The organism is Hymenobacter sp. B1770 (assembly GCF_049896385.1).
GTDB lineage: Bacteria > Bacteroidota > Bacteroidia > Cytophagales > Hymenobacteraceae > Hymenobacter.
Genome location: NZ_JAFCUF010000002.1, coordinates 551147 through 565334, shown reverse-complemented (window position 1 = coordinate 565334; position 14188 = coordinate 551147). Strand labels below are relative to the sequence as shown.

The window sequence follows — 14188 nt, the reverse complement described above, 5'->3', positions numbered from 1 at the left end:
CTTTAATGGCATGGCCCAAACAGGTATTGTGGTGCCCGAGCTGGCACACTGCGATGAATCCATGCAGGAGTTCATGCGGCGCTGGAAGGTGTTAGGGGCTTCGGTAGCGCTATCGAAGGATGGGCAATTGGTGTACGACCGCGCCTTTGGCTACGCCGACGTGGACCGCACCGTGCCGTTGCAGCCCTATCATCTGATGCGGGTGGCCAGCATCTCGAAAAGCGTGACGGCGCTGGCCGTTATGAAGCTGGTGGAGCAAGGCAAGCTTGGCCTTTCCCACAAAGTATTTGGCCCGGCCGGCTACCTCAAAAGCGCGGCTTACAGCAAGGAGATTAAGGACCTGCGCCTGCATGATGTGACGGTGCAACAACTGCTGGAGCATACCGGCGGCTGGGACCGCGACATTGGCTGCGACGGCTACGGCGGCTGCGACCCCATCGACTTTCCTACCCACGTGGCGAAAGTGATGCGCGTGCCCAATCCCGTGGGCGATTCCACCATCATCCGGTACATGCTCCGGCAAGGGCTGAATTATGCCCCGGGTACCCGGTTTGCATATTCAAACATTGGTTACCTGGTGTTGGGCAAGGTGGTAGAAGCCGTCACCCACCAACTCTACGGCACCTGGGTGCGCCAACATGTGCTAGAGCCCAGCGGGGTGCTCGAAGCCCACCTTGCCCAAAACCTGCCCATGGCTCGGCGCGAGCGCGAAAGCGACTACCTCAGCCGTTCCAGCATGGTTTCCTGCTACAACACCGGCCTGCAGGTGCCTGCCGCTTACGGTGGGTTTCAGGTAGAAGCCATGAATGCTCACGGCGGCTGGATGTTCTCGGCACGCGACCTGGTGCGGCTGATGCTCGCGGCCGACGGCTCTGGCACCCGACCCGAACTGCTGGCGCCGGCCACGTTGAAAAGCATGACCACCCCCTCGGCCCTTACGCCCTGGTACAGCAAGGGCTGGATGGTGGACGGCCACAACTGGTGGCACACCGGCCTGCTCGACGGCACTTCCACGCTGGTGATGCGCTCTGCCAGCGGCTACACCTGGGCTATTCTGCTGAACACCGACAACAACACTACCCAGTTTTGGCACGAGCTCAAAGCCCTGGGCTGGAACTGGGTAGATAACGCGCGCAAGTGGCCCAAACACAATCTTTTTGCACCCGAGCAGAATGCCTCCCAGCTCGACGCAAGTGCCAACGACTCGGCCCACGCCCACCTCAGCTGGGCCAATGGCAGCGGCACCCACCGCCTGCTGCTGCTTAAGGCCAGCGGCTGCAGCACGGCCTTTCCCGTAGATGGCGCGGTGTACCCGGAAGGCAAAGTGCTAAGCGACGGAACCATGGTGGTGGCCAACAGCACCGCCAGCGCGGCCCTGCTGCCCACGCTCCAGCCGAATACTACCTACTATGCCCGGGTGGTGGAATACCGCCAGGACTCAACTACCAACAACCGGCCCGTGTACACCCTGGAAGGCAACGCCACCTTGGTGCTGCAGCCCAAGGTGCTGGCCCAACAGCCGCCGCAGCTCGCTGTTTACAGCAGCCCGGTGCAGAAAACCACGGGGGGAGGCAATAGGTCGCTGCGCAATTCGCAGGTGGCCGGCCCGCCCAGGCAAGCACTTCCTCAGGCCGCCAAGCCTGTGCGCAACATGCCAGCCCGCCAGCAGCTTCCCAGCCCCGCGGTGCTGCACGTGCGTCGCACGGGCCGGGAAAGCAGCACGCGCCTGGCCCGGCAATAGCCACGCCTGGACAGACGCCAATGCCGGGCGCAACTCTTTACAGGAGCTTTCGCAGCAAGTTGCGCACCTCGGTGGTGCCAGCCACGTGAAACCGGGCCAGGGAGCGGGGCGCGCTGCCCACCTTCACGGTATAGGCCTCCGGGGGCAGGGCCCGAAACGTGTCCTCGTCGGTGCGGTCGTCGCCGAGAGCCAGGATGAAGTCGGGCTGATGGGTGCTAACCCAGCGCGCGGCCGCCGTGCCCTTGTTGATGCCGGCATTCTTAATTTCAACCACTTTATTGCCTTCCAGCACCTGCAGGTCGGTGTTGGACGCCATAAAGGTGAGGTGGCTCGTTAGCTCACGGGCACGGCCAGCGGCCAGCTCGGCATCGGCGCGGCGGTAGTGCCACACCAGCGAGTAGTCTTTCTCTTCGATGAAGGAGCCCGCAGTTCGGCTCACGTACAAGTCCAGCACCGGCCGGATGTCGCGTTTCCAGTCGGCCCGCAACTCCTGAAACAAGCTCCATTCGTCGCCCGCCGACCGCAGCCAGACGCCGTGTTCAGCAATGAAGTCTATGGGCAGGTGGCCCAGCCACTTTTCCAGCGTGTCGCGGTCGCGGCCGCTGATGATGACCACCCTGTTTTGGGGATTGTCGCTGAGGGCCCGCAGCAGCAGGCGCAACTCCTCGTCGGGCTGGGCGCGTTGGGGGTTGCTGTGAAAGGGAGCCAGTGTGCCATCGTAGTCGAATAGGAGCAGGCGGCGCTCGGCTTGCAGGTAGTCCTCCTCCAGCTTTTTCGCAACCACAGGAGATAGGATGGAAGTTGCCAGCGAAAGCTGTTGGGTTTTGGAGTAAGCCAGCCGGTCCATAAACAGCTTCGTCCAGGCGAAAATATCGTATTGGCGCACCAAGGCCTGCATGTTGGCCATGCGAGTTACCTGCTCTTCTTCGGGCATTACCAGGGCCTCGTGCAGGGCTTCGGCCAACTGGCCGGTGTCGGTGGGGTTGATGATGAGGGCGTCAGAGAGCTCGCGGGCCGCCCCGGCCCGCTCGCTGAGGATGAGCACGCCGCGCTGGTCGGCCTTGCTGGCCACAAATTCCTTGGCCACCAGATTCATACCGTCGCGCATAGGCGTCACCATCGCTACTTCAGCCATGCTGTAGAAGGCGGCCAACTCATCGAGCGGAAAAGAGCGGTAGAAGTAGTGCACCGGGTTCCAGCTGATAGTGCGGTATTGCGCATTGATGCGGCCCACCAGCTCATCAATTTCCTCTTTCAGCGACGCATACTGCGCTACTTGGTCGCGCGAGGGCACGACCACCATCAGGAGGCTCACTTGCGAGCGCCACTCCGGGTAGCGCTGCAGCAGCAGCTCGAAGGCGCGCAGGCGCTGGGCAATGCCCTTGGTGTAGTCGAGCCGGTCGATGGAAAGAATTACGCGCACCTCGCGCAGGGCCTCGCGGTACTCGCGCACGTGGGCCTGAGCAGCGGCCGATGCCGCCACTTCGGCGTAGCGGGCGTGGTCGATGCCCATGGGAAAAGCGTCGACCAGCACTGTGCGGGTGGGCGTCTCAATCTGGCCGTTGTGGTTGGCCAAGCCCAGCAGCTGCGATACCGCACTGAGAAAATGGCGCATGTAGCCAAACGTGTGGAAGCCGATGAGGTCGGCCCCGAGCATGCCGCGCAGCAACTCATCGCGCCAGGGCAGCACCCGAATCAGCTCATAGGAAGGAAACGGAATGTGCAGGAAGAAGCCAATGGTGGCGTTAGGACGCGCCTTGCGCAGCATTTCAGGCAGCAACAGCAGCTGATAGTCGTGCACCCAGATGGTGTCGTCGGGGCCAGTCTGGGCCAGCACGGCCTTGCAGAATTTCTCATTCACAGCCACATAAGCGCGCCAAAGGGCATCGTCGTACACGGCCAGCTGGGCGAAATAGTGGAAAGTGGGCCAGAGGGTGCCGTTACTGAAGCCTTCGTAGTACTCCTTTATTTCGGACTCGGTCAGGAATACCGGCGCCATGCTGTCTTCAGCCAATTGCGCCCGCACGTATTCTTCCTCCGATTCGTCCTGCACGTACAGCCCCGGCCAGCCCACCCACACATTGCCTTCGGCCCGGTAGATGGACCCCAACCCCGTAGCCAGTCCGCCTTCGCTGGGCTGAAAAGTGAGGTTGTCTTCGGTGCGTTGGACTTTTATGGGCAGGCGGTTGGAAACGATTACGGTTCTTGGCATAGTGCACTGGGCAGATGGTTAATCATTAGGCTTACGGCAGAGAACGGCATTTAGCCGAATTTATGCGCTAGCAGCTTCATTCTCTGCGGCCTGTGTCCTGGCCACCCGCACACGGCCCAGGGGCCAACGGATTTATCTTTGAGGGCCTGAGATGTTGTGTGGCTACACGCGTCGGGTAAGGAGGAGCCCGGCTGCTCATCCTGCTAATAACAAACACTTCGTAATGTAACTATTGGCAGGACTCCGTCTTCTAAGTGGGCATTAGCGGGAGCCCTCAAATTGCCCACATTCGGTAAGAAAGTGGGCACTGGCTCGTCAGGTACCCCTACCTTTGTTCCATGGAATTTCAGAAGAAGAAGTACACATTTCGCGGCATGGACGGCTATGCCGGATTCCGGCACGGTCAGGAGTATGAGCTTGAACTGGGCATGACGGCCGCCGACGACGAGCGCCCCGCCGAGGTGGTTATCGTTAACCCGGTTTCCAGGGGTTGGATGTATTGTAGCAAGCAGGAGTTTGCCCAGCGATGGGAAAAACGCTAAGCAGAAAGAAGCAGGCCCTTTCAAAGCGAGCATGAAAAAAGGCTCCGTCCCAGCGGGACGGAGCCTTTTTTCATGCTCGCTTAAGAAATCTGTTTGGCTAATCTAATGTTAAAACGACTGCACAATGTTATTGCGGAGCGTCTTCGGAGTCCAGTAGCCGCTGGCGATGATGCGCCGAATAGTAAACAGCGGGTCGTTTTGGTCGCGCTTCTCGGCCAGGCTGAACGCTGCCACAAACCCACGGGATTTTAGCTCCGGGAAAGCTTCCGGGTTCCAGAGGCCGAAGGGGTAGGCGAAGTATTTGATTTTTTTGCCCGTGATGTCTTCCAGCGTTTTGGTAGGTTTCTCGATTTGAGTCACCCAGTCCTGGCCCTGATACTTCTTCACGTTGTGGTGGTCCCATGTGTGCGAGCCAATGACATTGCCCTCGTCGGAAAGCTGTTTGATGTGGGCTTTGGTCATGTAGCGGGGGCGGCCTATGCTCACGGTCATCACAAAGTACACCGCCTTGTAGCCGTACTGCTCCAGTGTAGGGCGCGCCACAGTAAACTGGTCGAGGTCGGTGTCGTCGAAGGTGAGCATGATGGGCTTGCTCGGCAGCGGGGCACCCGTAGTGAGGTAGGCGTAGAGCTGGTCGGGCAGCACGGTGTGGTAACCAGAGTCGGCCAGCATCTTCATCTGGGCCTTGAACTGCGCTACCGGGATGATGTAGTCCTTAGCACCTTTTGAGTCTTTGGCCGTCCAGTCGCGGATTTGATGGTAGCACAAAATGGGTACCTGCGGACGGGCCAGAATGGCGGCCGCGTTGCGAGTGTTGGCTACCGGAATGGTGCTGGGGTCGGGAGCAGGCGTGGCGTTGGCCTCGTCGAGAGCAGTGGCGCGGGTGCCCGAAGTGCCGGCCTCGGCGGGGTCGGCGCCGGCAATGGCTTCAACAGTGGCAGAGCTAACGGCGGCCTCGCCGGTGGTGGCTGTTTTTGAATCGCAGGCAGCCACAGCAAGGGCCACCAAAAGGAGGGAAGCAGAAGTGAATTTCATGGGGATTGGGCCGCGTCGCACGCGTCCGCCGGGCGGGGCAGCTATTAATTTGAAAGAGTGTAGCGTGGGCAATGCGCCGAGCGCGTGCGACGCGCCCCTACCTTTGTACAAAACTAACCCCATCCTTTTGCATGAACAACTCTGGTACCCGTCTTCCTGCTTTTCATGGTACGGGCGTGGCCCTGGTCACTCCCTTCACCCCCGATTTTGCGGTGGACTATCCCGGGTGGCGTCGCCTGTTAAACTTTTGTATTGAAGGCGGCGTGGAATACCTCGTGGTGAACGGCACCACCGGCGAGTCGCCCACCACCACGGCCGACGAAAAAGCGGAGCTGCTGCGCGTGGCCAAGGAGCAAGTGGACGGCCGGGTGCCCCTGGTATATGGCATTGGCAGTAACGACACGGCCGCTGCCGAAAACCTGTTTCGCACCACCGACCTCACCGGCATTGCGGCCGTGCTCTCGGCCAGCCCCGCCTACAGCAAGCCCACGCAAGCCGGCCTCGTGGCCCACTACCAGCGCCTGGCCGATGCCAGCCCCGTGCCCGTAATACTATACAACGTGCCCGGCCGTACCGCCTCCAACATCACCGCCGAGACCACCCTGCGCCTGGCCCAGCACCCCAACATTATTGGTATCAAGGAAGCCAGCGGCAACATGGAGCAATGCATGGTCATCGCTGCGGGCAAGCCCGCCGATTTTCTGCTGCTTTCCGGCGACGACATGCTCACCCCCGCTCTCATTGCCTGCGGTGCCCAGGGTATTATCTCGGTACTGGCCAATGCCTTCCCGCAGCAGTTTAGCACCATGACCCGCGCGGCGCTGGCCGGCGACTTTCCCGCCGCCCGCCGCGAGCTGTTTTATTTACTGCCGCTGAACCCCCTCATGTATGAGGAAGCCAACCCGGTGGGCGTAAAAGCAGCGCTCGAAGCCCTGGGGGTGTGCGGCAGTGCCGTGCGCTTGCCGTTGCTCGAGGCCACGCCCGGGCTCAAGGCGCGCATCGGAAAAGTGCTTTAGGCACTGCCCGCAACCCAAGCAAGGCACACGCCTGGAGCGTGCCAACAGAAAAGCCCCGGCGGGCTGGCCTACATAGTGGGTCAGCCCGCCGGGGCTTTTCTGTTGGCTCTAGCAAGCCGTAGCGTAAGGCCATTTCAGTGAGCTAAACTGGTAGGGCATCAAATGCTCAGTGGATTTGAAGAGTTTGGGACTGTAACCCATTGTTAAACAAGTAGATGTTGCGTATTATTAAGTATTTAATATTTGTAATATATTCAATCACCATTTATAAATCACCGCTTATGAGGGAACGAAAAGGTGTTTTGTTTTTGCACTTATTATGAAAGGATGCAATTCTATAAGTTTGCCTAGTGAAAATTCAACTTTACACTTTAAGAAGTTGAAAGTCTTGAATTATTATAAAAAAGCTGCTGAAATGTTGATATTTTAATTCAATAGGCGTGATGTAGCTTTGTGTATTGAATTTACACAAGAGTTAGATTATGACTAAAATTATACTTTTCTCACTTTTTGTATTTGCGCTCGTTTTTCCTTCTGCCGCCGCAACTTATTACATCAGCGCGCGTGGAAACGACACCAATGCTGGTACTTCAATCGCAACAGCGTGGCGCTCGATTTCCCGGGTAAACTCTGCAACGTTTCGGCCATGCGATAAGATATTATTTGAAGCAGGCCAGACTTTTAACGGGAGCATCTACTTGCAGGCAGCGAGTTTTGGTACGCCCACGCAACCGCTCGTGGTAAGCTCGTACGGAACCGGCCGGGCTACCATTTCGAGCGGAACAGCTTTTGGTTTCTATGCCGAAAACAACGCCGGCATCGAACTTCGTCGCCTCAACTTTGTGGGCAGCGGCCGCCTCGTCAATACTACTTCCGGCGTTATTTTCTTCCTCGATACCCAAAATACCAACCTGAGGCATCTGCGCCTCGACAGCTTGAACGTGAGTGGCTACCGCAATACCGGCATCACTATCAGTAGTTGGAAGGGCAAAAGCGGGTACACCGATGTTCGCATTACCAACTGCCGGGTTTTTGCCAACGGTGAAAACGGCTTGACCTCGGTTTCGCAAGACCTGGCGGCCCACCACGACTGGTACGTGGGAAACTGCAAAGCTTATGAAAACTCGGGCCGTGCCGACATGCCCAACAAGCACACGGGCAGCGGCATTGTGCTGGGCGGCATCGACGGCGCTCTCATCGAGAACTGCGAAGCCTACAACAATGGCTGGCTGAACGCCAGCACGGCCGGCGGCCCCGTGGGCATCTGGGGCTGGTGCTGCAACAACCTGGTGATTCAAAAGTGCGAGTCGCACCACAACAGCTCCGGCACGGCCATCGACGGCGGCGGGTTTGACTTGGACGGGGGCTGCACCAACTCGGTGATGCAGTATAACTACTCGCACGACAACGGCGGCCCCGGCTACTTGCTGGCTCAATACCCCGGCGCGCCGCCCATGACGGACCTGATTGTTCGCTACAACGTGAGCGAAAACGACGCTCGCCGCGACCACCAGGGCGCCATCGCCATCTGGTCGACGGGTTCCAACGGGGGGATTCAGCGGGCCAGCATCCATAACAACACGGTTGTGCTGAGCCGCCCCGCTAACGGGTCGTATCCGCGGGCAGTAAGCATTCTTAGCGACGGTATCAGTGGGATTTCTCTTCGCAACAATCTGCTGAAAACAAGCACTGGCCTGCCTATCATCACAAATCACGCTTCAAGTGGAGTGCGCATGGAAGGCAACCTTTACTGGAGCGAGTCGAGCCAGCTGGCTCTGCAATGGAACGGCACCACATTTGCCGACCTCGCCAGCTGGCGGACCGCCACCGGCCAAGAGAAGCTGGCCAATGGCCGCGCCACCGGCCTCCACGCCGACCCCGAGTTGCAAAGCACCACGTCGACCTACTTGCCCGCGCCATCCTCGCCCGCCCGGGGCGCCGGTCTCAACCTGCAGGCTGAGTTCAACGTGAGCCATGGCCCCCGGGACTTTGCCGGCAACCCCACGCCCCAAACGGCTTCTATCGGCAACATTGGCGCCCTCGAAACGGTCGGGATTGCTCCGCTGCCCGTAACCCTGGCGAGCTTCACGGCCGAACAGCAGGGCACTGCCGCGCTGTTGCGCTGGAGCACCGCCACGGAGAAGGACAACGCTTACTTCGCAGTTGAGAGCAGCCGCGATGGCCAGACCTTCACTGCCCTAAACCTAGTACCCGGCCATGGCAATAGCGCGCGCCTCCAGACCTACAAATACAGCGACCAGAACGTGGCGCGCTACGCCACCAACACGGTGTATTACCGCCTACGCCAGGTCGATATGGATGACAAAATCACCTACTCGCCAGTGGTCACCTTATCGGGCAACTGGGCGGCTGGTACGGTAGCTACTTCCCTGCAGGTAATGCCCAACCCGGCAGTGGCCGGCGCCGCGGTAATTGTGAAAGGTGCCAGCAGCGCCAGCTTACAGGTGCTCGACGTACGTGGACAGCAGATAGCAACGGTGGCAGTAGGCGCCGATGGCACGGCCGCTTTGCCCATTGCCGGGCTCCAGGCGGGTATCTACATTGTGCGCAGCGGAGCCCAGAGCACCCGCCTGGTGGTGGCTAACTAATTGGTTGTCGCTGGGTAGTTGTTCGGTGCCAATGCAGCGGCTAAAACAGACAATACAAGTGCTCCTTAGAAAGTAAAAAGAACGTCATGCTGCGCGCAGCATGACGTTCTTTTTATGCCTGAGTGCTTACCAGCCGCTGGCCAGCACGTCGGCAATGTGCAGGCACTTGAGCGGCAGCTTTTCCTTTTTGATGTAGGCCTCCAGATGCATTAGGCAGCTCACGTCGGTACTCACGAGGTAGTCGGCGCCCGTGTCGAGGGCGTGCTCTACTTTTTGCTGCGCCATGGCCACCGAGATGGCTTCAAACTTCACCGCAAAGGTGCCGCCAAAGCCGCAGCAGGTAGTCGTCTCGGCCATTTCCAGGCGTTCGAGCCCGGCCACGCCATCGAGCAGCTGGCGCGGCGCCGCCCGAATGCCGCACTCGCGCAGAGCTGAGCAAGAGTCGTGGTAGGTGTATTTGCCCGCCAGCCGAGCCCCGGGGATGGCTGTTATGCCCAGCACATCAACCAGAAACTCGGTCAGCTCGTAGGTACGGGCCTGCACCTTTTGGCAGGCGCTGTGCTCTAGGGTGCCCATAAATAGCTCGGTGTAGCTGTTGCGCACCATGCCCACGCACGAAGCCGAGGGGCTGACGATGTAGCGGGGAAGGGTATTTTGGGCAGTAACGACGGCAGGAGGAGCCGCAAAGTCAAGCAGGAATTTATCGGCCACGGCGCGGCTTTGCGGATGGTAGCCGGCGTTGTAGGCCGGCTGGCCGCAGCACGTTTGGTTGGGGTTGTAGTTCACTTGCACGCCAACCCGCTCCAACACCTTCACCATGTTCATGGCCGTGGCAGGATAGAGCTGGTCGACAAAGCAGGGTATGAAGATATCGACGGTGGCAGGCATGGCGCTGGCGTTAGTGGAAAGCAAAAACCCCGGCTGCTGCGGTCTGTGCCCGGGCGAAAGCCGCCATATCGAGCCCCGCGTCAACGCCCTGCTCGGCCATGAAGGTGAGCAGGTTTTCCGTAGCCATATTGCCCGTGAGCTCATCGGCTGCCATGGGGCAGCCACCGATGCCCCCAATGGCGCCATCGAAGCGGCGACAGCCGCCTTCGTAGGCCGCCGCAACTTTTTCGCGCCAGGTGGTGGGAGTGGTGTGCAGGTGAGCCCCGAACTCAATGGCGGGGAATGCCGGAATCAGGGCAGAGAACAACGGGGTGATGGTTGCGGCCGAAGAAGCCCCAATGGTATCCGAAAGCGCAACAATACGAACCCCCAGCTCTGCCAGCTGCTGGGTAAAGTCCGTAACTATTTCCGGGCTCCAGGCATCGCCGTAGGGGTTGCCGAACCCCATTGATAGGTAAGTGACCAGGGTTTTGCCCCTGCGCTCGCACTGCTCGTGCATGGCGGCCACGTCAGCCAGGGCTTCGGCGGTGGACTGGTTGGTGTTGCGCCGCTGAAAAGTGGCCGATAGTGACAGCGGGAAACCCAGGTAGCTGATTTCGGGGTATTGAAGGGCCGTTTCGGCGCCGCGCAGGTTGGCCACGATGGCCAGCAGCTTGGTTGAAGAGCTGCTCCGGTCAAGGCCCGCCAGCACTTCGGCGGTATCGCGCAGCTGCGGAATGGCTTTGGGTGAAACAAAGGAGCCGAAGTCAAGGGTATCGAAGCCGACCTGCAGCAGTGCGTTGAGGTAATTGGTTTTGGTAGCAGTCGGAATGAAATCGGGCAAGCCCTGCATGGCGTCGCGGGGGCATTCGATGAGCTTCATGGCGGTTGGAAGAGGAATAAGAACTGGGCCATAAAGGTAGCAGCCTAGCCCTGGCGCACACGAGCAGGCTCACGCGCGCCCGGCTCGTGTTTAAAGAACTCGCGAACCCGCTGCGCTTGTTCACTGTTAAACAGCCATGCTTTATATGATGAATGCTGTTTTTCAGCGGCTGGTGAAGCGGCCGCTCTCAGGATATTCGTGGCCTTTTCTGCTCGGGGCAGTGCTGGTGCTGAGCGGCTGTAGCAAGCAGCAAAGCTTCAAGGCGCTTTTTCAAAAGTCGACTCCCCACCAGGCGTATGCCCGGCAGCTGCAGCAGGCCGGCCTCGACCGGGGCCCCGCAGGCCGGGCCTGGCTGCAGGCGGCCGAACAAGCACTGCGCGATTCGCTGGTGGTGACCTTGCCCTTTGCCGAAACCGGCTATTTCCGGCCCGAGCGGCCCAGCGCGTCCAGCTACCGCTATGCCGTGCGTGCCGGCGAGCAGGTGCACGTTAGCCTCTCGTTGGGCTCGGGGTCAGCCGTGCGGGTTTTCCTCGATGCGTTTGAAGTAGTACCCGGCCGCACACCGGCCCCCCTGGCCAGCGCCGATACCCTGGTGTTGGACTTCCGCTACCAAGCCGAATCCGATGGGCAGCACCTGCTCCGGGTGCAACCCGAGCTGCTGGCCACGGGCCGCTACACGTTGCGGGTCAATCGGGAGCCTAGTCTGAGTGTCTTTCCCGTGCTGGGCCGCAACGATGCCGCGGTGGGAAGCTACTGGGGAGCAGCGCGCGACGCCGGAGCCCGTCGGCATGAGGGTATAGATATTTTTGCCTCGCGCGGTACGCCGGTGGTCGCAGCCACTTCGGGACTCATTACCCGCACCGGCGAAACACCCATTGGCGGCCGGGTGGTGTGGCTGGCCGACGGCTTACGCGGCAACCATATTTACTATGCGCATCTAGACAAGCAGTTGGTGACACCGGGCCAGCGCGTGCGGGCCGGCGACACGCTGGGGCTGGTTGGCAACACAGGCAATGCGCGAAACACGGTGCCCCACCTGCACTTTGGCATTTACCGCAGCGGCCAGGGGGCAGTCGACCCATTTCCTTTTGTGCGCCGTCCGGCAGTGGCTAGCGCACCCCCCGCCGGTCCCGACCACCGGGGTGAGTTTGTTCGGCTGCGCGCCGATGCGCTGCTGCGGCCAGTGCCCAGCTTCGAAAAAGGGAAGTTCACAAATTCGGGTGCTCGGCTTACCAAACAAATGCCGCTGCTGGTGGTGGGGCAGCAAGGCTCGTCATTGCGGGTGCAAACCCCCAGCGGCCAGATTGGCTACGTAACCACGCAGGCCGTGGTGGCTGCTTCGGGCACTCCGCTACGCCGCCTTGTGCTGCCTGCGGCCACCGAGCTGCGCACACTGCCGGCCGCCTCTGCACCAGCTGGTGGTGCTCTAAATGCGCAGACGGCAGTGGTGGTGCTCGGGCAGGCCGAGGGCTTTAGTCTGCTGCGGGGCCCGGAAGGCGAAACCGGCTGGGCTATTATCTGAAGCGGGTTAAAGGTTGATAGAAAGTAGCGCGAACTTTTAGTTCGCGTCCCCGCACTATAAGAAATAGCGTGTCGTTGCTCCGGTCCGCCCGTTCTCGGTGGGCCAAGCGGAACAATGGCTAGGTAGGGGCCAGAACCAGAAGCTAATGTTTTGTCAGCACCCGGGTTTGCACCAGTTTCCGGTTCTTGTCGTAGAGTTCGGTCTTGACAATGCCCACAGCCGGGTCGTAGTAAGTCACCTCGCGCCCGCTGCTTTTCAGGACCAGGTCGGCGCGGGGAGCCGTTGAGGCTTCCTGCTGGCTCTCTACAGTGTAGCAGCTGAACGTGCCAGCGGGCACCGTGATAAGAGAGGTGCCAGGCAGGATTTTGCGTTGCCGCACCACCGTGCGCACCTTGGCAATGGCTACCGACGGACTGCTTACCTGAATGGTAACGCCCCCATCGGCCAAGCTAGTGCCGGCGGTGGGCTGACTGGGCCAGGCCAAAGGGGTGCCCTGATAAGCCAGGCGGCGGCCCCGAAAAGATTTAAGGCTTTCGTAGTTGATGCAGCCCAAACCATCGGTGAAGGTGGTGTCATTACGGCAAAAGTGGGTGAGGTCTTGCTGGGCCAGCACCCGGTTGGAAAGGTCGTAAAGGCCGCTTTTCAAGAAAACCGTTGTGGTGGCCACGGGCTTTTTCTTCTTAACAGCCACAGAGTCCTGGCTGATTTTTACGACCCGATAGCGCCAGGTGCCAGCAGGCTTGCCCCGGCCGTCTAGCAATTGATATTCAAAATATTGCCCCTCGCGCATGCCAAAGGGCTGAGCGCAGTGGGTAGTCTTCTCAAAAACGAGCTGAGAAACAGCCGCCGGGCGTGGCAGCCGCGCCGAGTCGGGCAGAGACTGAGCGCGACCGCACTGGCTACCCAAGCTTATGACAGCCGCCACAAAAACCGGAAAGGAGAAGGAGACGCGCATGGCTAAGGGGCAAAAAAGACAAGAAGCAGCAAGGTACAAGACGGGCCGTTCAGCCACCATATCCGGCAACCCAAGCCGTTTCATTGCGTTAGCAGGGGCAAGGTCGTACTTTGCGGCCAACCGGGAGCAAGTTCGCTTGCCTTGCCCAGAACCTCTTTCTTCTATACCTAACAGCAACCATGGCTGATTCTTCCTCTTCTAACTGGGCCGACATGGCCGCCTCGCTGCTCGGCAAGCTTTCGGGCGGTGTTGAGCTTAGCTGCGCCTTCGAACAAATGGAGCTGCAGGTGCCCAACCCACAAAATCCCCACGCCCCAGCTGCTACCTGGAAACTAAACGGCTCGCTCCGCATCCGCACCCGCGGCGAGCAGCAGCCCGGTGGGGGGGCAGCCCCGCAGCCCATTCACCAGCTGCCGCCTAGCCCTCCCGAAGCCGGTGCCTAGTAGCCTCGAAATAGAGGCCCAGCTGGTCATCACCTGGAACGGCCATGCTTTGCAGCTGGCCGCTGCGGGCACCTACCTCATCCTGAACATTCCCAGCCAGCAAGTGCTCGACCAGCTCACGGCGGGCCCGCCCAAGCCGCCGGGCGCGCCCAAGACCCCCAAGCCTACCGGGCCCGACCCCATGCAGCAAATCAATGACCTGGCCCGGCAGCTGGGCTGGGTGCTCGATTTGCGTGTGGCCGGCAAAACCTACGTGACCTTTGGGGTGCAACGAACCCCCAAAATCACGCTTAATGCTGTGCTTGGCAAAATAGGCTCGTTTTTTCGGTAGCATTTTCACGGGTAAACCAGGGCCGGAGTGCA

12 protein-coding genes are annotated in these 14188 nt (G+C 60.1%); 7 read left to right on the top strand and 5 right to left on the bottom strand.

Annotation, left to right across the window (positions count from 1 at the left end; genetic code table 11):
• Nucleotides 1-10: 10 nt before the first annotated feature.
• The gene (locus tag ACP7AJ_RS06330; protein WP_426059350.1) at nucleotides 11-1741 is read left to right on the top strand and encodes a serine hydrolase domain-containing protein; all 1731 of its coding nucleotides are present in this window, start codon (nucleotides 11-13) and stop codon (nucleotides 1739-1741) included.
• Between the two features lie 37 nt (nucleotides 1742-1778).
• On the opposite strand, the gene ACP7AJ_RS06325 is transcribed toward ACP7AJ_RS06330, so the two are convergent.
• Nucleotides 1779-3953, bottom strand: a complete 2175-nt coding sequence (locus ACP7AJ_RS06325; protein WP_426059349.1) for a bifunctional alpha,alpha-trehalose-phosphate synthase (UDP-forming)/trehalose-phosphatase — start codon at nucleotides 3951-3953, stop codon at nucleotides 1779-1781.
• A 338-nt stretch (nucleotides 3954-4291) separates the two neighbouring features.
• Here ACP7AJ_RS06325 and ACP7AJ_RS06320 point away from each other — a divergent pair, with 338 nt between their 5' ends.
• The gene (locus ACP7AJ_RS06320; RefSeq protein WP_426059348.1) at nucleotides 4292-4495 is read left to right on the top strand and encodes a hypothetical protein; all 204 of its coding nucleotides are present in this window, start codon (nucleotides 4292-4294) and stop codon (nucleotides 4493-4495) included.
• 108 nt (nucleotides 4496-4603) lie between these two features.
• Here ACP7AJ_RS06320 and ACP7AJ_RS06315 read toward each other — a convergent pair whose 3' ends face one another.
• Nucleotides 4604-5530: a polysaccharide deacetylase family protein gene (locus ACP7AJ_RS06315; protein WP_426059347.1), complete on the bottom strand. Its 927-nt coding sequence runs from the start codon at nucleotides 5528-5530 to the stop codon at nucleotides 4604-4606.
• Nucleotides 5531-5661: 131 nt separating this feature from the next.
• Here ACP7AJ_RS06315 and dapA point away from each other — a divergent pair, with 131 nt between their 5' ends.
• Entirely contained in the window at nucleotides 5662-6546 is an 885-nt protein-coding gene (gene dapA / locus ACP7AJ_RS06310; RefSeq protein ID WP_426059346.1) for a 4-hydroxy-tetrahydrodipicolinate synthase, read from the top strand.
• A gap of 737 nt (nucleotides 6547-7283) precedes the next feature.
• A complete protein-coding gene (locus ACP7AJ_RS06305) occupies nucleotides 7284-9155 on the top strand; it encodes a right-handed parallel beta-helix repeat-containing protein (protein ID WP_426059345.1) in 1872 nt (623 codons plus the stop codon).
• Between the two features lie 126 nt (nucleotides 9156-9281).
• On the opposite strand, the gene ACP7AJ_RS06300 is transcribed toward ACP7AJ_RS06305, so the two are convergent.
• Nucleotides 9282-10067 carry a (Fe-S)-binding protein gene (locus ACP7AJ_RS06300; RefSeq protein WP_426059344.1) on the bottom strand — a complete coding sequence of 262 codons (786 nt, stop codon included), beginning with the start codon at nucleotides 10065-10067 and terminating at the stop codon, nucleotides 9282-9284.
• Complete coding sequence (locus ACP7AJ_RS06295; RefSeq protein ID WP_426059343.1) at nucleotides 10054-10905, bottom strand: hydroxymethylglutaryl-CoA lyase; 852 nt, start codon at nucleotides 10903-10905, stop codon at nucleotides 10054-10056. Before ACP7AJ_RS06295 ends, ACP7AJ_RS06300 begins: the two co-directional genes overlap by 14 nt.
• A 145-nt stretch (nucleotides 10906-11050) precedes the next feature.
• Here ACP7AJ_RS06295 and ACP7AJ_RS06290 point away from each other — a divergent pair, with 145 nt between their 5' ends.
• Nucleotides 11051-12427, top strand: a complete 1377-nt coding sequence (locus ACP7AJ_RS06290; protein WP_426059342.1) for a M23 family metallopeptidase — start codon at nucleotides 11051-11053, stop codon at nucleotides 12425-12427.
• 142 nt (nucleotides 12428-12569) lie between these two features.
• On the opposite strand, the gene ACP7AJ_RS06285 is transcribed toward ACP7AJ_RS06290, so the two are convergent.
• Nucleotides 12570-13382, bottom strand: a complete 813-nt coding sequence (locus tag ACP7AJ_RS06285) for a hypothetical protein (protein ID WP_426059341.1) — start codon at nucleotides 13380-13382, stop codon at nucleotides 12570-12572.
• Between the two features lie 179 nt (nucleotides 13383-13561).
• On the opposite strand from ACP7AJ_RS06285, the gene ACP7AJ_RS06280 reads away from it, so the two are divergent.
• Nucleotides 13562-13825, top strand: coding sequence for a hypothetical protein (locus ACP7AJ_RS06280; protein WP_426059340.1), 264 nt, complete (start codon nucleotides 13562-13564; stop codon nucleotides 13823-13825).
• Nucleotides 13818-14156, top strand: a complete 339-nt coding sequence (locus tag ACP7AJ_RS06275; RefSeq protein WP_426059339.1) for a hypothetical protein — start codon at nucleotides 13818-13820, stop codon at nucleotides 14154-14156. The genes ACP7AJ_RS06280 and ACP7AJ_RS06275 overlap by 8 nt, the downstream gene beginning before the upstream one ends.
• The last annotated feature ends 32 nt before the right edge of the window (nucleotides 14157-14188 follow it).